Source organism: Terasakiella sediminum, from assembly GCF_033100395.1.
Lineage (GTDB): Bacteria > Pseudomonadota > Alphaproteobacteria > Rhodospirillales > Terasakiellaceae > Terasakiella.
In genome coordinates this window covers 120260-140377 of sequence record NZ_JAWLVJ010000012.1, presented here as the reverse complement: position 1 = coordinate 140377, position 20118 = coordinate 120260, and the positions used below count along the sequence as shown (strand labels likewise).

Here is a 20118-nt window from a genome sequence, read left to right as displayed (position 1 = left end):
TCAAATTACGCATAGACTTCTCCTCATAAAAAGAAGTCTTGAATCACATTCTACGCAATTTGTAAATCCACTTTGTCAACAGGACCTAGTTAAACTAGTCAATTGGATTTTAAACAAAAAAAGCCCCGTAAGACAAACGCTTACGGGGAAATAGTTTACTCTTGAGGGATAACGAATGGACTGGTGAGAAATAATAGCCGCGTTAACATCGAAAACCGATGCACCAGTCCCGGCTATGAATGTAATATGCCTCATCTCAGGCTTGCCCGGATGTGATGGTTGTCACAGGTCGGGAATTTTTTTGAAAAAAGTGAAATTCGGGCAAAAAAAGAAGCCACGTTAGGGGGCGTGGCTTTTGGGAAGTCTCGGGAATGAAAAAGTTTCTTGAGAAACGCTGCACTCACTACTCTCAATCAAATGTCCGTTGGGTGGCGGACGTGAATTCAATGTCTCTTCAATAAAGATAGGATGCCTTAACGAAACTTAAAGGTCTGTGATCTCAATCACACCTTTAAAATTTTTTGAAAAGCCTGTGTTAAAAAGGCTGCAAATCGCATGTGAGCCAATTGCTGTACGGGTCTTTAATCCCCGCGGACTTCTTCCACCATCTGGGAAAGCTCGTCGATATTTTTCACCACCAGTCCGTTCTTCTTGCGTTCCACAAAGCCTTTGCGGGCCAGATCGTTCATGACCCGGGCGACGGTTTCACGCGTGGAGCTGATGCGCGAGCCAATTTCTGAGTGAATGGGAATGGGGGAGATAAAGGCCTCATCCTCATCGGTCATATTGTCGCGCGCTTGTCGCAAAATTTCCGCATGAACCCGGTTGGCCGCCCCAAGGGTGGACAGATCCATGATCCGCTCGTTCGAAATCCGGATGATATGGGCCATGTTTTTCAGCACACGTTCGGCAACAATCGAATGGCCGGTCAGAAGTGCCATAAAGCGGGTTTGCGGCATGGCGGCGAGCAAAGATTTCTGCACCGCCATCACACTGGCAGAACGCGGCAGGCCGTCAATGGCCGCCATTTCCCCAAACTGTTTGCCTTCGGTGAAGTCATCCAGTGTGATCTCTTTCCCGCCAACGGTGTAGATGACGATCCGTACACGTCCATCAACGATGAAGAACACATCGGTGCTTTCTGCCTGGCGATCGATGATCTGTTCATTGGCGTCATACCATTTCCAGCGGCACTGTTTATTCAGTTCTTCAATCACTTCTTCTGGGAGTCCATCAAGCAGATTGATATTGGAAAGAGTGTTTTGTGTGCTCACGATATGCCGCCTATTGGTTAAGTTGGTCCTTATTGTGCAAGGATTTACCAACAAGCGCAATAGAGGATTGAATCGTATTCGATTCAAATTTGATTCGAATGCGATTCAAAAAACTACAAATGCAGGTGCATAAGTTTTACTTATTTAAAGACGACAGTTTTAATGCCGTTCATGAGGACTCTGTGATCTACATGGGCACGAACGGCACGCGACAGCACACCATTTTCAATATCACGGCCCACCGCTTTCAGTTTTTCTGGCGTGTAGGTATGGTCCACCCGTTCAACGGCCTGTTCAATGATCGGCCCTTCATCAAGGTCGCCCGTGACATAGTGCGCAGTCGCCCCGATCAGTTTTACGCCGCGTTCATGGGCCTGACGATAAGGATTTGCCCCTTTGAAACTTGGCAGGAAGGAATGGTGAATATTGATGCAGCGCCCGCGCAGTTTTTTACACATACGGGGGCTGAGAATTTGCATGTAGCGCGCCAGTACCACCAGGTCGATTTCCAGATTTTCGATCAAATCCCAGACAGCGGCTTCCTGTTCTTCCTTCGTGTCTTTGGTGACAGGCATATGGTAGAACGGGATATCATGCCACTGTGCTAGCTGTTCCAGGTCCGGGTGGTTGGAAACAATCGCCGGGATATCGGCGTTAAGCTCGCCTGTGCGGTAGCGATAAAGCAAATCGTTGAGACAGTGATCAAACTTGGACACCATGATCAGCAGGCGCTGTTTGCGTGTCGCATCATGAATGCCCCAGACCATCTGAAAACGTTCTGCAACCCGGGAGAATTTTTTCGCGAGTTCAAACGCATCGGGCGTATAGGGGCCGGGGGTAAAGACGGTGCGCATGAAAAAGCGATCGGATACGGAATCGCCAAAATGGGCAGACTCGTTAATAAAAGCGTCCTGATCGGCCAGAAAGCCGGAGACCTGGGCCACAATCCCGGTATGGTCGGGGCAAGAGATGGTCAGAATATATTTTTTATCGGTTGTCATGGCTTATAAGCTTTCATCTACAATTATCGCAGCACCGCCGCGTCGGGCATCGCCCACACCATCAAAGCGGCCTGTCTCGAAGTTGGAACGCACGCTGTGTACGCCCCCGAAAAAGAGGTTCTGGGCGTCCCAGATTTTATAATCCGGCACATGGTCTTTTAATGTTTGTGTGGCATCCGTCGCAAAGCCCGGTTCCAGGTTCAAAAGCCCACGTTCAAAATGCATGCGCGGGGCTGCGACGGCTTGTTCCAGGTTCATGTCGAATTCCAGCAGGTTGATCAGCACCTGCAACACAGCCGTGCGGATGCGGTTGGACCCACCAGAACCAAGCGCCACATTGATCCCGTCATCACGCAACAACAGGGTTGGCGACATCATGGAACACATGCGGGTATCAACGGGCCATTGGTTGAACCCATGGGGATTGATATCTTCTTCGCCCAGCATATTATTCAGCATAATCCCGGTATTGGGCAGGATATAGCCACAGCCTTCGCCATTGGAAACCGTCATGCTGGCCGCATTGCCATCGGCGTCAATGGCGCTTAAATGCGTGGTGCCGCGAAGGGCATTGGGCTGGCCAAAGACTTGCGCGCGATAGGTCTGCAGATAGTCCTGATCCAGCATTTTAAGCTGAGCTTGTTCTGCGCCATCGATGAGCGCGGTATCAATACGCGCCTTGTTGGTCAGGGCCATGATCTGGCTCAGTCGTTCGACATGATCTTTGGACCCGAAAGCAATGTCACGGAAACCCGCCCGCTTGACCAGTTCCAAAGCAAAGGCGATCAGCAATCCGCCTGTGGAAGGTGCGGGGTTCGTATAGAAGTGTGAACGTCCGTAATCAACGCGAAGGGGTTTACGTTTTTCAACGTGATATTCTTTCAAATCCGCCAGACTCAGATGACCGCCATGATCCCAGCTGTCAGCTTCAATCTGCTTGGCGATCTCGCCTTCGTAAAAAAGCTCACTGCCTTCGCGGGCCAAGGCCTCAAACACATCGCCCATATCCGGGTTTTTCAGTACTTCGCCTTCACCCAGCAATTTACCGTCATTTACGTGACTGCCATAAAGGGCTTTACTGTCGGGTGAGGCCTCATAGATGGCTTCGACGATATCAAACAGCATGGCCTGCATTTTATTGACGGTGAGGCCCTTTTTCGCAAGCTCAATGGCCGGGGCCACAATGACATCCATGGGCAGGGTCGCAAGATCTTTATGGGCATCAAACAAGCCTTTGACCATACCTGGTGTGGCGATGGACCCGCGCCCGATATGGAATTCCTGCGTGACCGTGCCGAAATCGGCAATGATGGGATAGAACTGGCTGTCCGCGCGGCGTTCCTTCGGTGTCTGGGTGAAGAAATCATAAAGCACCGGATCGCTGTCATGGGCGTGGGTCAGCAAAAAACCGCCACCACCTAACGAGGATAGAACCGGCTCACAGACGCAGGAGGCACAGACAGCGGCGAGAATGGCATCAAAGGCGTTTCCGCCCTCTTCAAACATGCGTGCGCCCGCTTGTGCGGTCTCATGATGCCCTGCGGCAATTGCTCCTGTCGTTTTCCCCATGTTCCCCAACGTTTGGTTTGTTATCTTGGTGCTGCTGCTCTTTTTAACCGATCATTTATGGCAAGACCAAGGCCTTCTTTTGGAATTGGCGAAACTGCCATGGTTTTATAACCATCTTGGTCCAGCTCTCGCATCATGGCAAACAGGTTGGCAGCGGCTTCTTCCAGATTGCCGGATGGGCTTAAATTCAGGCTTGCGCCTTCAACATCGCCAAAGCCTAAAAGGATTTCACCTTCTTTAATCTCATTCGCATTCAGGCGCATGGGCAGGTCGGGGGCGTAGTGGCTGGTCAGCATACCCGGTGATCTTGGCGCGTCCGGTGCGTCATCCGGGAAAATCAGTGGCCCAACGATTTCTTCCAGCTGTTCAATGGAAATGCCGCCGGGACGCAAGAACCCAACCCGTTCCCCACAGGCATCCACAACGGTGGATTCAAGGCCGACTTCACAAGCCCCACCGTCCAAAATCATATCGATTTTGCCGGGAAGAGATTGTTCCACGTGTTTTGCAAGTGTAGGCGAAATCTGCCCGGATTTATTGGCGCTGGGGGCTGCAATCGGTTTGCCCGCTGCACGTAAAAGTCGAGTTGCCATTTCATGGTTCGGCATACGTACCGCAACTGTATCCAGACCAGCACTGACCAATAAGGAGAGCTTGGCCGTTTTTTTGCGTGGCAGGACAAGGGTCAGCGCGCCGGGCCAAAAGGCAGCGGCCAGTTTTTCGGCAGCAGGGGTAAATTCTACCAGTTCCTTTGCTGCCTCCATATCTGGTACATGCACGATCAGCGGGTTAAAAGATGGACGTTCCTTGGCGGCAAAGATTGAAGCGACGGCTTCTTCCGATGTCGCATCCGCGCCCAGCCCATAGACCGTTTCCGTGGGAAAAGCCACAAGCCCGCCACGCGCGATCACATCGCCTGCACGGGCAATGTTTTCTGCGGTGTTCGGGTATATGGATGTGTCTTTCTTGCTCATAACAGAGCTTGAATACAGGGAAGTTGACGGAAAGTGAAGTAAAAGCTGCACAACAATCATTCGTCATCGCGCACGTGTTGCGCGATCAGGGTTGGGGCGCGTACTTGCATTAACCCATTATGGCGCAACGGGGTGCGCCATGACGGTTGTTTTGGATGTCGAGGGGGAGGGAACGATTAAACTCCGAAATCCTCTAGTCCTCTTTCCGCCTTGACACCTTCAGTCGCATAATAGAAACCGTTGGAGAACGGCAGACCATCCATGAGGTCATCCAGTTTTTCAATCGTGCTGCCCGGTTCTGACAATCCATCCAGAACAGAGCGATAGAGTGTCGCGACTTCGACCATGTCGGTGTCTTGTGGGGACAGGCGGAAATGGCGCACGCCGAGGTTTTGCAGATCTTCCAGTTCACCGATCAGATTGGCGCAGGTATAAGACAGGGTCTGAAGACCGTTGACCGCCAGAAACGGATCGCCATCCATCGTATCCAGATCCATCCCGTCAGTATCTTTATCGCAAACATACTGGCAACTGTCTTTCGCCAGACCATGAGAGCGCGCATGATAGCAGCGTGCAGAAATCGCCAGCGGCTGACGGCCGAAGATTTGCACTTCCAGATCCGCGCGTGCGACTTTGGCAAGGGCAGCGATAGATTTGCGTGACAGTTCACCCGCCAGCGAAATATGGCTTGCGCCCTGATCTTCAAAGACCTTGAGTGTGCCTTCGTTATAGATATTCACAAACGGGCCAATGGCGTGTTTTTTGCCGATCAGCTGGGAAGCTGCGGATAGATCATTTGCCTCAATCAACACATCATCCATGGTGCAAAGTTCGCGCACCAGTTCGCTTTCACGCTTGGAGAGTACAAGGGCAAGGCTGGAAAAGATCACGCGTTTGCCAGCTGCTGTTAAACGTTCGGCAACTTCGGGGATGTAAGGCGCGAAAAAAGGTTGGCGTTTGGAACAGACGACTTCACCCAAAAAGACGCTATGGACCGGGGCTTCATCGGCGATGCGGAAATAGAAATCACGTAGTTTTTCCGGGGCCCAGTTAAACAGGACCGGGCCCATATTGATATGTGTATTCATGGTTATTGCCATCTCTTGTTATAGGCGCCTGTTGTTTCGCGCTGGCCTTCGGTAATGGTTTCAAGTCCCAGAGGCGGGACGACCTCGCCGCGTGCAGCAGCATCAGCGGCTTTTCTGAACGCAGCGACCACCTGGGCGATATAGGCTTTGCCGCGCTGGCGACCCTCGATTTTAAGGGCTGTAACGCCCGCTTCCATCAGTTCAGGCAGGAATTCAGCTGCGTTTAGACTGGTCGGGTCTTCAAACAGGTAAGAGGCTTTGTCTTGTGTGACAAAACGTCCTTTACAGAGCGTTGGATAGCCCGCGGCTTCACTTTGGGAAAAGCTGTTGATGGTGAAATCACCGAGCTTGGAGACCAGTTTGCTGCCTTTATCTTCATAACGCACGTGGCTGGCAGGGGAACAGACACCGTTCATGTTGGGCGATTGTCCGGTGGCATAAGAAGAAAGCGAACAACGACCTTCGGCCATCACACACAATCCGCCAAAGACGAAGACTTCGGTTTCTACATCAATTTCTGCATTCAGCTTGGCTATTTCCGGTACGGTGAGGACGCGTGGTAGCACGACACGTTTTACATCAAAGGCTTGTTGATAATAGTTGATGGCATCCGGGTTGGAAGCAGAAGCCTGAACCGAAAGATGACGGCGTGTGTCCGGACGTTTTTCAGCGGCATAAGCCAGCAATCCCACATCGGCCATGATCAGGGCATGTGCACCCAAATCAGCGGCATCACAGACTGCTTGATGCCAGGGACCGGGATTTCCGGCTTCCGGGTAGGTGTTAAGCGCAACAAGGACTTTTGATCCGTGTGATTTGGCATATTCGATGCCTTCGCCCAATTCATCGCGTGAAAAGTTAAGGCCGGGGAAGTTGCGGGCGTTGGTCGCATCGCGAAAGCCGCAATAGACCGTATCGGCCCCAGCATCGACAGCTGCGCGCAAGGCAGCGGGGGTTCCGGCGGGGCAGACGAGTTCTAGTTTTTCAGTCTTCATGCTGTTTTTCCATTTCGACGGCGGAGTTGTTTTTTAAGCGTGGCAACCGTTTCTTCAAGGTCCTGAATGCTGGCGGCCTGGGCGTCACATTTTTTTTGTAACGGGGCGAGGGGTGCCTGACTTAAGGTGTTTAAATCCTTGCTGAAGCGATTAAAGATTTTACCCGCGATCTGGGCGGCCCCATCAATTGGTCGGGATAGCGGGCCAAAGATTTGCAACAGATCTTCATGGACATTGATGTCCGCCCCATCAACGGCGTTGCGCAGGCCCAGAACAGCCTCGGTATCGCCTTCGATGATCAGGTCACGCGAAAAGAACAAAGCATCGCCATCAATGCGGCCTTCCAGCAGTTCGATCAGTTGCAGCAATGGTCCACGGACGCTGGCTTTGATATCTAGAAAATTCTGTTCCTGATCAGCATCGATCATATCAAGGGCGGGGGACACAGGTGATGTATCCATAATAAAACTGAACGGCAGATCAATCGGGTCAATCAGAAAGCGGGGTGAACCCAGTGGGACGAGGCGGTCAAATACATCCGGGTGATTTTCATGCATTTGTCGGATGGCTTTGTTAAAGGCAGGTTGGATCAGACCATAAGGCAATGGGCGCATCGCAAGACCTGCCAGCAATACAGGTGAAAGGGGCGCCACCGGGCCTTTGGGGGAAGCGGACATAGGGTGTTCCTCAGCATATTCGTTACTCTTTAGCTCTTTATCGCATTTGAACAGAGAATAAATTGACCTGAGGCAAGTGGGGCGATATATTAATTTCAATCAAAAATAGAAAATAGATTTGGTGGGGAATGAAAAGTTGGTTAGTTACAACTGACAAGGGTGCTGTGAATAAGGGAGATTTGGTTGATCTTTATCATAAGGTCGGCTGTGGGGTGCCTGATTGTGTTGAAGATAAAAATGCTTATATGGACAGTCTGTTCGGCGCGGGCTGTTACGGCTTTTTTGTGTTTGAACAAGGCCGGGTGATTGGATGCGCTCGTGTCATGAGTGATGATCTGGTGTCCACATGGGTGGCAGAACTGATAGTTCATCCCGACTGGCAGGACTTGGGCGTGGGGACCAGTCTGGTCAAGGCATTGAAGGAACGTTTTAAATATACCTCAATCCATCTGGATGCGCTTTTGGGGCAGCAGGGTTTCTTTGAAAAGAACGGCATTAAACCTCGCGACCGACTGGTCGCCTGTACCTGGACGGCGCTTAGAAAAGTTTCTTAAAAGATCAAACGAAGAAGGGCTGGAAAAAATCCAGCCCTTGCTTTCTCTTATCTGCCGGTTTGCGGAATCACCGTGCGCGCTTTACGATCTCCGCGGCAGTCACCGTACAGGAATTACGGCGGCTATATCATGGTCCCTATACTTGGCGGGATCACTACAAAGATGCTCTCTCTGTAACGAAAATAATAATACAAGAAAATGATGTTTAAACAAGACTTGAACTTGAGAAAATCATACCTATAGGTGTATGTCTTACTTTCCTTTGGCGATGAAGAACCCGTTTTTAAAACCGTCTTTGGCATATTTGAAATCGTCGCCTTCCGGTGTTTTTACGGTCCCGCCAGCACCCAGAACAACCGCGTGTCCGGCCCCTGTGTCCCATTCCATGGTTGGGCCGAAACGGGGGTAGACATCCGCGATCCCTTCGGCTACCTGGCAGAATTTGATGCTGGAACCGGAGGAAACTTCATGGGCGACTTTAAAGTCTTTGAGATAGTCATCAACCTCGGGCGTTTTGTGGGAACGGCTGACAACGGCTGTGATGCCTTCTTCAGGTTCTGAACGCACTGAGATTTTTTTCACTTCGCCGTCAGCCTCGCGCACAAAGGCACCATATTCTGTTGATCCCCAGAACATGCGATCAAGGGCAGGGGCGTGGACGACGCCAAAGATGGGGGTGCGGTTTTCATCGATCAGGGCGATATTGACGGTGAATTCATCCTGTTTTTTGATGAACTGCTTTGTGCCATCTACGGGGTCAACCAGCCAAAAGGCCGTGCCCGTTACATCTGGGATTTCACCAGCGCTAAAGGCTTCTTCAGCGACAACCGGGATATCCGGGGCCAGTTCTTTCAACACGGGTGTGATGATTTCTTCGGCTTTACGGTCAGCTTCTGTGACAGGGGATTCATCCTTTTTGGAATAAATCTCGAAATCCGTATTGTAGATTTCCATGGTGGCGTCACCGGCAATGCGGGCGATGTCCAAAAGACGGTCGATGGCCGCCTGATCCAGATTAAAAGTCACGAAAAGCTCCGTATGTAAGAAGGATGAGTTTATTTGGTTGCGCTGTCTTGCCACAGATTGTGCGCGGCGTCCAGATGATCTGAATGGATACCTTCGGTGACAAAGCGCCAAGCCTGAAAATCATTGGACCAATGATCCGCTTTTAATCCAGCTTTCAATTTCAGATGGGTCAGGAATTTCTTTTTATCCGGGATTTTTTCCCAGACAGAGGGAAGGAACAACGCACGGCGTCCTTGATCCTGAATGATCAGCCCATCCACATTCATGCGCAATTGATTGAGCAGGTCTTTCTCGCTGGTGAATTTCAGCGCGAAGGAGGGGGACAGGATGGAGATATGAAGGGACAGGTCTTTCAATTCTGCCTGAGAAATCGGCGGGAAACGCGGGTCTCTGAACCCGGCTTTATAGGCATTTTCAGCCACATCAATCGCAAGGGATGTTTGCGGGGCAAGCGATCCAATACAGCCGCGCAAATTGCCACCGTCTTTTTCAATGGTGACAAAGCAGGCACCATATTGACGCAGGCTTTGCGGGAAGCTGTCCAGATCGATTTTAATCGGTTCATTATTCGTGGTGCCGCGCTTGATGGAGGCTGCGGCGATTTGCAACAGGGTCAGGCCGTAGCGTTCCAATAAAGCTTGTGTTTTAAATGAAAAAGCTTCGTGTGCGCTGGGTTGTCGTCCGCCTGTTAGCATCCAGGACCCATAGCCCACCACACGGTCTTTGTTGCCTGCTGTATCACCGGAATTTCGTACGTCCAGTGTCGTGATTTCCATGCCGCGTGCGCGTGCACTTTCCAGCATGCCTTTGACCGGAATACGCCCGCAGGCTTGGGAATTTCCGATTTGGGCGGGGTTGAAATTCTGGATGGCATCTACGGTTTTGCTGTCCAGCTTGTTACAGGCATCATATTCAAGAAAATGCGAAAGGTCTGTGCTGATAATGATTAATGTTTCTTCCCCACCCCAGACGGCTTCAAGCGCATCGGCGACTTCTTCAGGGCTGGCTTGTCCGACCACGATGGGCAGCAGGGTGAAATCGCTCAAGATTTTCTGTAAAAACGGGACATGGACTTCCAGGCTGTGTTCTTCTGTGTGGGTGTCATCAAAGCTGAAGACTTGCGGCTTTTTTAAAAGCTTTTGTGTCAGTTCTTTATCCAATGGTACACGCCCAAGCGGGGTTTCGTAATAATCTGCTGTTGAAAGGGCAAGGCCGCCAACCGGAACACGGTGACATGGCCCCAGCAACACAACCCGTTTGATGGTGTCTTTGAGCGGCAGAAGCTTGATATAGGCACTGGCGGCAACGGGACCGGAATAGATATATCCGGCATGGGGCGCGATCAGGGCTTTGGGGGCGGTATCGCCGTCTTTCGGGGCGTGCTTGCTTTCTGCCTCTTTCAAGAAACCATCGATATCGCGTGACAGAATTTCAGGGTTATCTGAATAAAAACTGCCTGCCACCGCTGCGGCCCGAATTTTCGCCATGAGATCACACTCCCGTTGTTTTTCTTAAGTTTAAAACAGGCGTGAGATAAAGAAAAGAGGCTCTTGGTAAAAGCCCCTTTTCATGGGTTAGCGGTTATCCAGTTGGGCGCGCACGCTGATGCGGCCTTTTCTGGAAATTTGATAGGGTTTGCCCTTGCTTGAAATGATCAATCGGCGTTTTTTCAGTTTTTTGAAAACGGCCAGATTCAGATCGCTCAGGACATATCCTTCACGGGTGTAACAAATAACGTTTGTGACATGCCCGTTGGTGGCGCGATCAAAGTCGATCACACCGCCTTGTGCGAGAACGTGCAGCACACGTTGCTCAGGCTTTGAAATATTCATGGGTTTAAGGGACCAATGTCTGAAATCAATATGGCATTGGATTAGGCGCAACGAAAGGCGCGCAGATGAAATCCAAATGCGTCTTGGGGCTTCAGTCTCTAGAAGCCATTAGCGTTTCAGCACATTCTCTAACATAAAAACCTATGTTTAAGGATGGTTCCCCTGAACCATCGCATCATGCGTGATGTTTATATTCTTTGATCTGAATGTTCAAGAAAAAAGCCCGCAGCCGATGGTCTGGCTACGGACTTTTTGCTTAAGAGTGAACTTAGTAGCGTTTGTAAGGCAGGAACTTGCCGTTCATGGTGACGACAACACGATCACCTGCCGGGTTTTCTTCTTTGGAGATATCCATGGTGTAATCAATGGCTGACATGATGCCGTCGCCAAAATCTTCTTCGATCAGGGCTTTGATGGACGGGCCATAAACCTGGATCAATTCGTAGAAACGATAAAGCAGCGGGTCGGTTGGAACTGGTTGATCAAGCGCACCACGAAATGGCGGGACGGTCAGCCATTTGGCTTCTTCGTCTGTCAGATCAAAGATGCGCGCAGCGATGGCAGCTTCTTTTTCATTCATCGCCATTTGGCCGAGAAGGGCACAAGTGGTCCATTCCTTGGCTTGTCCGATTTCTTCGGCAACAACGGCCCATGTCAGGTCTTTGGCGAGTTTGGCAGCGACGATTTTTTCAGTTACGAGTGCACGTGTCATAAAGAAGGCTCCTTTATCGGTGGGTTAAAACCTGGAAATCAGGCTGATGAGGGTAGTGGCGGCAAAAAACAAACTGAGGCCCTGCCAGAAGAGAACGGGATTGCGTTCCATCAAGGGCAGGGCGTTTTTGCTTTTGAAATCAGGCGCGGGTTTTCTGAGATCCTTGAGAAATTCAGAAAAGGTCAGGTAACGTTTGGCGGTATTGAGATGCACCGCCTTTTGCAGCGCATATTCAATCCAGTCCGGCAGTGGTTCTTTGGAGGCAAGCGTGGATTTAAAGGTCAGTTTGCGCAGGTCTTTTTGCGTGCGCACGTGATTGACCTTGGTCCCATAAGGCAGCTTCCCGGTCAGCATTTCATAGGCAATGACCCCAAGCGAAAAGAGGTCTGAGGCCGAGGTGCCAGCATAGCCTAGGAAATATTCTGGGGCGGTATATTGCACGGTGCCTAAAATATCGCTGTCCACATAGACGGGGGAAACTTCCTGCACGCCCGCAACAGATGTGGAACCGAAATCGATGATTTTGACGGTGCCACCCTCATCAATCATAATGTTTTCCGGGCGCAAATCCTGATGCAGCATTTCTTTGCGGTGGAAAGCGCGAAGGCCTTGGGCGACTTGTTCAATGATGTTGCGCACTTCTTCCAGTTTTGGGTTTGGATTATCAATCATCCATTGGCGCAGGGTCTGGCCTTCTACAAATTCGGTGACTGTGTATAGACACGTTCGTTTTTCAGGTGTCGGGGCAGGGCCAAGGACGTAGGGGCTTTTGATCCGCCTAGAAATCCATTCTTCCATGACAAAGCGACGCAGGTAATCGACACTTTCGCTCATATCCACGGATGGGAATTTCAGCACGACTTGTTGGTTATCCGGTGTTTGCGCCAGATAAATATGACTGCGTGCGGAATTGACGATGGGGCGCAGGATGCGGAAATTATCGATGACATCACCGACGTTGGGAAGATTTCCAAGCGGCAGGTTCAGGGTGTCATCCAACAGCTCGGCATTATCATTACTCGCCGGGATTTGATCCACGCGTGCAATCTGCAGGGTGAGGTTATCGTCACTGCCCTTTCCTAACGCGTCGGCAACGATCAGTTTTGCGGCGTCATCCAGCGTTTGGCAATTGCGGATACTGTCCACCACATGATTGCTGTCCCAGAATTCATGCACCCCGTCTGTGGTCAAAAGATAGATGTCGCCTTCTGAAATGGCATGCTGGGTGTAATCAATTTCTACTTCTGGTCCAGATCCGATGGACCTGCCGAGATAGCTTTCATCTTCGGACAAGATAATACGGTGATCTTCGGTCAATGGTTCCAGCCTATCGCCACTGATGCGCCAGATGCGACTGTCGCCCACATGGAACAGATGGGCATGGGTACCTTTGAAAATGACAGATGACAAAGTGCAGACCATGCCCCGGTTCATATCCCCCACGCGGGCGCGTCTGTTTTGGGCATAAAGCCAGGAATTGGTGGCAGAGATCACGCGTGAGGCTGCGGTTTTCACGCTCCAGGCATCTGATGTGCAGTAATAGTCTGACATCAAGGCTTTGACGATGGTTTCAGATGCTTCGTGACTCACCGGGCTGGAACTGATCCCGTCTGCAAGTGCAAGGGTAATCCCCTTTAGGGCACAAACATGACCTTGCGGAATGAGGGCACCGTGAAAATCCTGATTGGTCGGTTTGTTGCCAGCGGTTGAATACTGGCCGACACTGACTGACAGGCGTTTTGTCTGGGTGGTTTCCTTGGGCATGTTTGTCTCCAAAAGGGGGAGCCTGATGCTTAAATCAGGCTCCCGACACTTTTTAAGTCTTATTCAGCTGGGGATTTTGCAGCCGCCACAGGGGCGTTGCGTTTTGGCGACGTTTTATAGTGGGTCGCATATATCATCCCGCCAACGAAGGTCAGGCCCCCGACAAGATTACCAACAACGGTTGGAATTTCGTTCCAGAACAGATAGTCATAGACTGTGAAGTGACCGCCCAGCAGCAGGCCAGATGGGAACAGGAACATGTTTACGATAGAGTGTTCGAAACCCAGGTAGAAGAAGATCAGGATTGGCATCCACATGGCCATCACTTTACCGGATACAGATGTGGACATCATTGCTGCAACAACACCTGTAGATACCATCCAGTTACACATAACCGCACGCACAAAGAGTGTTAGCATGCCAGACCATCCGGCTTCGGCATACCCCACGGTCCGGGCTTCCCCGATAAGCCCGATTTTCTGGCCGACCGCGTTTGGTTCGTGACTGAAACCTGTTGTGAAGATGATTGCCATGAAGATCGCAACGGTGAAAGCACCACCGAAGTTACCGATGAAAACCAGGCCCCAGTTACGAAGCAGACCGCCAATCGTGACGCCAGGGCGTTTGTCCAGAAGGGCAAGCGGGCAGAGTGTGAAAACACCTGTCAGAAGGTCGAAGCCTAAAAGATAAAGTGTACAGAAACCAACGGGGAAGAGCAGGGCACCGATCAGGAAGTTGCCCGTGTTTACAGCGATAGTAACGGCAAAAGCCGCAGCCAGTGCGAGAATGGCTCCGGCCATGTAAGCACGGATGAGTGTATCCTTCGTGGACATAAAGATCTTTGATTCGCCGGCGTCGACCATCTTGGTCGCGAATTCAGCGGGTGCGATATATGACATGTGCTGACTTCCTTTGTCTTAGAGTGTCAAAAAATTATTAGCTGACAGCATTTTTGGGGGGAGTTCTTATCGTTTTGCGCTTCTAATTCAGGAAAAAGGGCGAAGGCGTCAGAAAAAACAAAGCCAATAAAAAACGTCGCAAACGAACGCGCGGAAAATGCACGTTGTCAGCGACGTTGCTGTCTTGATTGAATTGTTTTTTTGGCGTCGTTGCCAAAAATCACCTAACTATAAACAAATAGCGTGCCAGTTTTATAAAACCATTGCTAAACTGCGGTTTTTGTAAATATGCAAAAAAGGTAATTTGTGTGCAATGCACAAAATCAGGTCAGTGATTTATGTATTTGCTCAAAAAGAAGGCACGTTTTTGTGCGGTGCACATATGATTATTTCTGATGGGCCTCAAACAATCGGGGCAGTGAAAAATCATAGGCTTTGATCTGTGGATTAAAGCTTTTACTGAAACGTTTGAAATCAATTTCGCTCCAGTTCTGGTTTTCGAAATGTTGCAGGTAAGCATCCACGTTGCTTTTGGTAATCGCGCTCATGGGAAAGCGGATGTGGGCGTTTGGTGCCTTGATCGTATGTCCTTGGGAATGGTCGTAAAGAATGACCATTGTCCAGGCGCCGCCCAGGAAATGTCCACCATGGGTCATGGTCATTTTGCCATCCCGAACAGCCTTTAGACCCCAGTTGGACCAATTGAGCCCGGCCACTGCAAAATTCTGACCTGCAATCTGATCGCCTGCCTCAAGAGCTTCGATCGCACCGCGTGCGATATTATCATTTGCTGCCCAGACCAGTTGGGGGGGAGCAGGGAAATCTTTGAGATATTGTTGGGTGATCTTTTTGGCATTGTCCTCGGACCAAAGCGCGTGGGCTCGGCGTTGCTCGTTAAACATACCAGATTTGACCATCACATTGTCCAGTCCGCGATTGCGATATAGGGAGGCGGGCGTTTTATTATCGCCACTGATGCTTAGCAGGCGATAAGGATTGTCCCAGTTTTTTGTTTGTGCAAAATCCAGCAACGATTGCGCCATTTCTGCACCAGCCTTTTCATTGTCCGGGGTCAGGCTGCCAATCCAGTATTTATACACCTGACCGGGGTGCCCTATTTTTTGGCTTTGTTCAGTGCGGATGGTGTTGAGCAAATAAAAGGTCTTTAGTTTTTTACGTTCCGAATTTCTAAGGAACCCTGTGGCTTGCTGATGTTCATTCACAAGAATGAGATAATCAAACTCGATATCAGACTGATAAATTTGATGGGCGTTTTCCCGCATTTTTTGTGGGTCGCGATCCCCGTACCAGATATGAAGTTCGATATTGAATTTTTTAGCCGCAGCCTTCATGGCATCGCTGACATTTTTCCAGAAGCCTTTGTCTTGAAAGCCCGGGTTGTTAAATGCAATTTTTAAGGGGGGGGCTGTTGCCTGCGCGGGTAAGGCGAGACAAAGGATTGCTGTACATAGCGTAAACAGGCCTGATACGAAGATATGTTTGAATAACTTCATAAATTTTTCCACCGCAATCCCATGGCAACTATCTTCAAATGATTATAACTCAACTTATGATGCAGGAAAGGTGTTTTTAACGAAGTATTCTCAATATTAAAATGAAATTAAAATAAGACGTCAAAGTAGCAGTTTTAGATTAAATTCGCTATTCTATCTCAATGGTGGGTTGCTTGGAGATGCATATGTTTTCTATACGAACATTATGTTTTCGACTGGTTTTGGGTGGTCTTGTTCTGGGTGTTTTTCCTGCGAGTGCACAGGAAAAAGAAACCATTACATGGGCGAGGTTTGCGTATATCCCTTTCTATATCGTCGACGGTCCCTATAAAGATCAGGGGATTGGGGATCGCCTGATTGATTTTTATGAAAAGTACTTGCCTGAATATAATCATAAGCGACAGCTGATGTCCTTTGCCCGCCAGGATGATGAAATTCGCAAAAAAACATTTATGTGCAATGCGCTTTTATTGAAAACGCCTGCGCGCGAAAAAGTTTTTTCATTTTCCAATCCGGTCAGTCCGCTGTTTACCCATGTCCTGGTCACCCGCAAGAAAATGAACCGTTCCGTTGACGGGATCAGTTTGCGTCATTTCCTTGCCAATCTGGATGGACGCCTGGTGGTGGAGAACAAGCGTTCTTATGGCAAACGTCTGGATACCATTCTGAATGAATTTGCTGATAAAGGCGTCTATCAGGCAAAAACCATTGCCTCAGAGCGAGCGCTTGAATTGTTGGAAACTGGACATATTGATTACTTCCTGGAAACCGAAGCGGGAATTGGTTATCTGCTGAAACTGCAGGAAACCAGTGATGATATTTATATCATTCCATTTCTTGAAGAAACGATTGAGCAGTTCAGCAGTGTGGCCTGTACTCAGACATCTGAAACGCCAAAGCTTTTGAAACGCATCAATGAGCTTTTGAAAGAACGTCAGGCTTCTGAGGATTTTCGTGACATTCTGGAGTTCTGGTTAAAGGATGAAAATAAACAGCGTTTTAGAAACTTTTTTGATCGTGCAATTCTAAAACACGACGGTTAATCTTATTTTATAAACCCAACGCTGATAAAGCAGAGACAGGTCATGAACGTTCCGGGACGATACTGGCATACCCTTGAAGATGGACGCATTCAGTGCGACCTGTGTCCGCGTGACTGCAAGATCAAGCCGGGGCAGCGCGGGCTGTGTTTTGTGCGCGCTAATATCGATGGCAAGATGGCGTTGACGACCTATGGACGATCCAGTGGTTTTTGTATTGATCCGATTGAAAAAAAGCCGCTCAATCATTTCTATCCGGGCACGCCCATTCTTTCTTTTGGCACAGCGGGTTGTAATCTGACCTGCAAGTTTTGCCAGAACCACGATATTTCCAAATCCCGGGAATTTGACAAATTACAGACCAAGGCCAATCCTAAAGCCATTGCACAGGCCTGTCTTCAGACCAAGTGCAAATCTGTTGCTTTTACTTATAACGATCCGGTGATCTTTCTTGAATATGCAGTGGATGTGGCAAAGGCGTGTCGGGAGGTTGGAATAAAGACTGTGGCTGTAACCGCAGGCTATATCCATGAGGAAGCCCGCAAAGAATTCTTTGCGCATATGGATGCGGCCAATGTGGATTTGAAAGCTTTTACTCAGGAATTTTATTATAAGCTCTGCAGTGCGGACCTGGATAATGTGCTGGAAACATTGGTCTATCTGAAACATGAAACCGATGTCTGGTTTGAGATCACGGACCTTTTGATCCCCGGTGAAAATGACGGGCCGGAAGAAATTGATGAGATGACGCGTTGGGTGGTGAAAGAACTGGGCGGTGATGTGCCTATGCATTTCAGCGCTTTTCATCCCGACTGGAAAATGACCGATAGACCCCGTACGCCTGCTGAAACTTTAATTCGTGCGCGTGAGATCGCCATTAAAAACGGGGTGCGCTATGCCTATACGGGTAACGTTCATCACGAAGAAGGGGATACGACCTATTGTCATAATTGTGGTGAGGTCTTGATCAAACGTGACTGGTACGAATTAAGTGAATGGAAGGTCAACGAGGCGGGGGAATGTCTCAATTGCGGGACCAAATGTGCCGGGCGTTTTGATGGGCCTGCCGGGGATTGGGGGCGAAAACGGGTCCCTTTGCGATTTAAATCGCAATGAAAAGGTGTTTTTTGCACCTCATACTAAAAACTTATAAAAAATATGGTTTTCCTTGGGCGCGCTTCGGGCTAACTTAGGGAAAATTACACAAAGAACAACAAGAGGTCCCCCATGAAAATTTCGTTCACAAAACCAGGCTTGCCAGAAACAGGTGTTTTGGTGGTTATGGGTTATGAAGGTGGCGAACTGTCCGATAGCGCACAAGCAATTGATAAAGCCATTGATGGCACATTGTCGCGTGCTGCAAAAATTGCAAAATTTAAGGGGAAACCGGGGGAAATCGTTCCGGTCATCGCACCAAACGGGTCCCGTCTGGAACGTGTCATTCTGATCGGCGCGGGCAAGCCGGAAAAGCTTGATCTGCTGGGTGCAGAAAAAATCGGTGGCACTATCTATATGGCACTTGCCCCAAAACAGCCACGCACGGTTTCTATCGCTTTTGACGCGGTTGATGATGCGGCAGGTCGTGTTTGGGAACAGGCAGCTCATATCGCCTTTGGGGCGCTGCTGCGATCTTTTCGTTTTGATAAGTATCGCACCAAGGAAGAAGCGGATAAAAAGCCATCCATCCGTGCGCTGAAAATCCTTACTCCAAGTGGTGGTCGTGCGCGCAAAGCCTTTGATACGCTGGAAAAAATCTCCGGTGGTATTTTCCTGACGCGTAATCTGGTGTCAGAGCCTGCCAATATTCTTTATCCGGAAAGCTTTGCAAATATCTGTCAGGAAATGACAGAGCTTGGCGTTGAAGTCAGCGTCATGGGCGAAGCGGAAATGAAAAAGCTGGGCATGGGTGCATTGTTGGGCGTCGGCCAGGGCAGTGTGCGGGAATCCAAGATGGTGACCATGCGCTGGAACGGTCAGCAAGGCAAGGGCCGTAAAGCCCAGGCGACGCAAATCGCTTTTGTCGGTAAAGGCGTGACCTTTGATACAGGCGGGATCAGCATCAAGCCTGCTGTTGGCATGGAAGACATGAAATGGGACATGGGCGGCGCTGGTGCTGTCACAGGACTGATGAAAGCATTGGCTGCGCGTAAAGCCAACGTCAATGCGGTTGGTGTGATTGGCCTTGTGGAAAATATGCCTGATGGTAACGCGCAACGTCCGGGTGACGTGGTGACATCCATGTCCGGTCAGACGATTGAAGTGATCAACACGGATGCGGAAGGCCGTCTGGTTCTGGCTGATGCGCTGACCTATACGCAACAGGAATTTGCACCAAAGACATTGATCAACCTTGCGACTTTGACAGGGGCGATCCTGGTGTCGCTTGCACATGAACGCGCAGGGGTCTTTGCCAATAATGATGAACTGGCAGACCGTCTGAAAAAATGTGGGGAAGCCACTGGTGACAAAGTCTGGCCGTTCCCAATGGATGCAGCCTATGACGACGCCATCAAGTCCCAGATTGCGGATATGAAAAATACAGGCGGTCGTTTTGGCGGCAGTATCACAGCAGCCAAATTCCTGGAGCGTTTCATCGATAAAGAAACAGTCTGGGCGCATATTGATATTGCGGGCATGGCCTGGTCCAACAAAGACAAGCCAACCACGCCAAAAGGCGGCACTGGTTATGGTGTGCGTTTGCTGGATAACCTGGTTGCAGAATATTACGAAGGCTAAGTTTAAGTGAGTGACATCGCGTTTTACCACCTGACCAAATTTTCTTTGGAACAGGCTTTGCCCAAACTGCTGGAAAAAACCCTGCAGGTGGGAAAACGCGCCCTCGTTCAGGTGGGAAGCCCTGAAAAGGCCGAAAGTCTGACCAATGACCTTTGGACCTATCAGGCGGATAGCTGGCTGCCCCATGGCAGTGCCAAGGACGGCAATCCGGATAAACAACCGATCTGGATTACGCCGACAGCCGATAATGAAAATGGGGCAAGTTTCCTGTTTTTAACGGATGGGATGGAAAATCCGGGATTGGCTGATTTTGAGCGCTGCTTTGTGGTGTTTGATGGACGGTTTGACAATGCTGTCCAAAAAGCGCGCCAGCAATGGAAAGTCTTTAAAGATGCAGGTCATGATCTGACCTACTGGCAGCAGACGGATACCGGTGGGTGGGAGAAGAAGGCTTAAGTCCGCA

At 49.8% G+C, this 20118-nt stretch carries 19 protein-coding genes; 5 read left to right on the top strand and 14 right to left on the bottom strand.

Annotation, left to right across the window (positions count from 1 at the left end; genetic code table 11):
- Positions 1–581: 581 nt before the first annotated feature.
- From RYZ26_RS11460 to ubiT, 7 genes are all read right to left on the bottom strand, one after another.
- Positions 582–1274, bottom strand: coding sequence for a Crp/Fnr family transcriptional regulator (locus tag RYZ26_RS11460; protein WP_317683349.1), 693 nt, complete (start codon positions 1272–1274; stop codon positions 582–584).
- A gap of 140 nt (positions 1275–1414) precedes the next feature.
- A complete protein-coding gene (purU, locus tag RYZ26_RS11455; protein WP_317683348.1) occupies positions 1415–2275 on the bottom strand; it encodes a formyltetrahydrofolate deformylase in 861 nt (286 codons plus the stop codon).
- A 3-nt stretch (positions 2276–2278) separates the two neighbouring features.
- Positions 2279–3844 (bottom strand): gamma-glutamyltransferase, encoded by a 1566-nt coding sequence (gene ggt / locus RYZ26_RS11450; protein WP_317683347.1) that lies wholly within the window; start codon positions 3842–3844, stop codon positions 2279–2281.
- Positions 3845–3864: 20 nt separating this feature from the next.
- Positions 3865–4818: an L-threonylcarbamoyladenylate synthase gene (locus tag RYZ26_RS11445; RefSeq protein WP_317683346.1), complete on the bottom strand. Its 954-nt coding sequence runs from the start codon at positions 4816–4818 to the stop codon at positions 3865–3867.
- 176 nt (positions 4819–4994) lie between these two features.
- Positions 4995–5906, bottom strand: a complete 912-nt coding sequence (gene ubiV / locus RYZ26_RS11440; protein WP_317683345.1) for a ubiquinone anaerobic biosynthesis protein UbiV — start codon at positions 5904–5906, stop codon at positions 4995–4997.
- A gap of 2 nt (positions 5907–5908) precedes the next feature.
- Positions 5909–6901, bottom strand: coding sequence for a ubiquinone anaerobic biosynthesis protein UbiU (gene ubiU, locus RYZ26_RS11435; protein WP_317683344.1), 993 nt, complete (start codon positions 6899–6901; stop codon positions 5909–5911).
- Positions 6898–7578 carry a ubiquinone anaerobic biosynthesis accessory factor UbiT gene (ubiT, locus tag RYZ26_RS11430; RefSeq protein ID WP_317683343.1) on the bottom strand — a complete coding sequence of 227 codons (681 nt, stop codon included), beginning with the start codon at positions 7576–7578 and terminating at the stop codon, positions 6898–6900. The genes ubiU and ubiT overlap by 4 nt, the downstream gene beginning before the upstream one ends.
- Positions 7579–7706: 128 nt before the next feature.
- On the opposite strand from ubiT, the gene RYZ26_RS11425 reads away from it, so the two are divergent.
- Positions 7707–8132 carry a GNAT family N-acetyltransferase gene (locus tag RYZ26_RS11425; RefSeq protein ID WP_317683342.1) on the top strand — a complete coding sequence of 142 codons (426 nt, stop codon included), beginning with the start codon at positions 7707–7709 and terminating at the stop codon, positions 8130–8132.
- Positions 8133–8384: 252 nt separating this feature from the next.
- Here RYZ26_RS11425 and cysQ read toward each other — a convergent pair whose 3' ends face one another.
- From cysQ to RYZ26_RS11390, 7 genes are all read right to left on the bottom strand, one after another.
- Positions 8385–9158 carry a 3'(2'),5'-bisphosphate nucleotidase CysQ gene (cysQ, locus tag RYZ26_RS11420; RefSeq protein ID WP_317683341.1) on the bottom strand — a complete coding sequence of 258 codons (774 nt, stop codon included), beginning with the start codon at positions 9156–9158 and terminating at the stop codon, positions 8385–8387.
- A 29-nt stretch (positions 9159–9187) separates the two neighbouring features.
- A complete protein-coding gene (gene amrB, locus RYZ26_RS11415) occupies positions 9188–10645 on the bottom strand; it encodes an AmmeMemoRadiSam system protein B (protein WP_317683340.1) in 1458 nt (485 codons plus the stop codon).
- Between the two features lie 87 nt (positions 10646–10732).
- The gene (locus tag RYZ26_RS11410; protein WP_317683339.1) at positions 10733–10990 is read right to left on the bottom strand and encodes a YjhX family toxin; all 258 of its coding nucleotides are present in this window, start codon (positions 10988–10990) and stop codon (positions 10733–10735) included.
- A 268-nt stretch (positions 10991–11258) separates the two neighbouring features.
- Complete coding sequence (gene cynS / locus RYZ26_RS11405) at positions 11259–11702, bottom strand: cyanase (RefSeq protein WP_317683338.1); 444 nt, start codon at positions 11700–11702, stop codon at positions 11259–11261.
- A gap of 24 nt (positions 11703–11726) precedes the next feature.
- A complete protein-coding gene (locus RYZ26_RS11400; RefSeq protein WP_317683337.1) occupies positions 11727–13466 on the bottom strand; it encodes a bifunctional protein-serine/threonine kinase/phosphatase in 1740 nt (579 codons plus the stop codon).
- 59 nt (positions 13467–13525) lie between these two features.
- Positions 13526–14365 carry a formate/nitrite transporter family protein gene (locus tag RYZ26_RS11395; RefSeq protein WP_317683336.1) on the bottom strand — a complete coding sequence of 280 codons (840 nt, stop codon included), beginning with the start codon at positions 14363–14365 and terminating at the stop codon, positions 13526–13528.
- A 386-nt stretch (positions 14366–14751) separates the two neighbouring features.
- Positions 14752–15879: an ABC transporter substrate-binding protein gene (locus RYZ26_RS11390; RefSeq protein ID WP_317683335.1), complete on the bottom strand. Its 1128-nt coding sequence runs from the start codon at positions 15877–15879 to the stop codon at positions 14752–14754.
- Positions 15880–16064: 185 nt separating this feature from the next.
- Between RYZ26_RS11390 and RYZ26_RS11385 the strand changes: the two genes are divergently transcribed.
- The 4 genes from RYZ26_RS11385 to RYZ26_RS11370 all read left to right on the top strand — a co-directional run bounded on the left by RYZ26_RS11385 (position 16065) and on the right by RYZ26_RS11370 (position 20111).
- Entirely contained in the window at positions 16065–16922 is an 858-nt protein-coding gene (locus RYZ26_RS11385) for a TIGR02285 family protein (protein ID WP_317683334.1), read from the top strand.
- 42 nt (positions 16923–16964) lie between these two features.
- A complete protein-coding gene (gene amrS, locus RYZ26_RS11380; RefSeq protein WP_317683333.1) occupies positions 16965–18035 on the top strand; it encodes an AmmeMemoRadiSam system radical SAM enzyme in 1071 nt (356 codons plus the stop codon).
- Between the two features lie 111 nt (positions 18036–18146).
- Positions 18147–19655: a leucyl aminopeptidase gene (locus RYZ26_RS11375; RefSeq protein ID WP_317683332.1), complete on the top strand. Its 1509-nt coding sequence runs from the start codon at positions 18147–18149 to the stop codon at positions 19653–19655.
- A gap of 6 nt (positions 19656–19661) precedes the next feature.
- Entirely contained in the window at positions 19662–20111 is a 450-nt protein-coding gene (locus RYZ26_RS11370; RefSeq protein WP_317683331.1) for a DNA polymerase III subunit chi, read from the top strand.
- The last annotated feature ends 7 nt before the right edge of the window (positions 20112–20118 follow it).

Bases quoted from the DNA above. Each gene is read 5' to 3' on its own strand.
- purU (WP_317683348.1), bottom strand. From the start codon at position 2,275: ATGACAACCGATAAAAAATATATTCTGACCATCTCTTGCCCCGACCAT.
- ggt (WP_317683347.1), bottom strand. From the start codon at position 3,844: ATGGGGAAAACGACAGGAGCAATTGCCGCAGGGCATCATGAGACCGCA.
- RYZ26_RS11445 (WP_317683346.1), bottom strand. From the start codon at position 4,818: ATGAGCAAGAAAGACACATCCATATACCCGAACACCGCAGAAAACATT.
- ubiV (WP_317683345.1), bottom strand. From the start codon at position 5,906: ATGAATACACATATCAATATGGGCCCGGTCCTGTTTAACTGGGCCCCG.
- ubiU (WP_317683344.1), bottom strand. From the start codon at position 6,901: ATGAAGACTGAAAAACTAGAACTCGTCTGCCCCGCCGGAACCCCCGCT.
- ubiT (WP_317683343.1), bottom strand. From the start codon at position 7,578: ATGTCCGCTTCCCCCAAAGGCCCGGTGGCGCCCCTTTCACCTGTATTG.
- RYZ26_RS11425 (WP_317683342.1), top strand. From the start codon at position 7,707: ATGAAAAGTTGGTTAGTTACAACTGACAAGGGTGCTGTGAATAAGGGA.
- amrB (WP_317683340.1), bottom strand. From the start codon at position 10,645: ATGGCGAAAATTCGGGCCGCAGCGGTGGCAGGCAGTTTTTATTCAGAT.
- RYZ26_RS11410 (WP_317683339.1), bottom strand. From the start codon at position 10,990: ATGAATATTTCAAAGCCTGAGCAACGTGTGCTGCACGTTCTCGCACAA.
- cynS (WP_317683338.1), bottom strand. From the start codon at position 11,702: ATGACACGTGCACTCGTAACTGAAAAAATCGTCGCTGCCAAACTCGCC.
- RYZ26_RS11400 (WP_317683337.1), bottom strand. From the start codon at position 13,466: ATGCCCAAGGAAACCACCCAGACAAAACGCCTGTCAGTCAGTGTCGGC.
- RYZ26_RS11395 (WP_317683336.1), bottom strand. From the start codon at position 14,365: ATGTCATATATCGCACCCGCTGAATTCGCGACCAAGATGGTCGACGCC.
- RYZ26_RS11390 (WP_317683335.1), bottom strand. From the start codon at position 15,879: ATGAAGTTATTCAAACATATCTTCGTATCAGGCCTGTTTACGCTATGT.
- RYZ26_RS11385 (WP_317683334.1), top strand. From the start codon at position 16,065: ATGTTTTCTATACGAACATTATGTTTTCGACTGGTTTTGGGTGGTCTT.
- amrS (WP_317683333.1), top strand. From the start codon at position 16,965: ATGAACGTTCCGGGACGATACTGGCATACCCTTGAAGATGGACGCATT.
- RYZ26_RS11375 (WP_317683332.1), top strand. From the start codon at position 18,147: ATGAAAATTTCGTTCACAAAACCAGGCTTGCCAGAAACAGGTGTTTTG.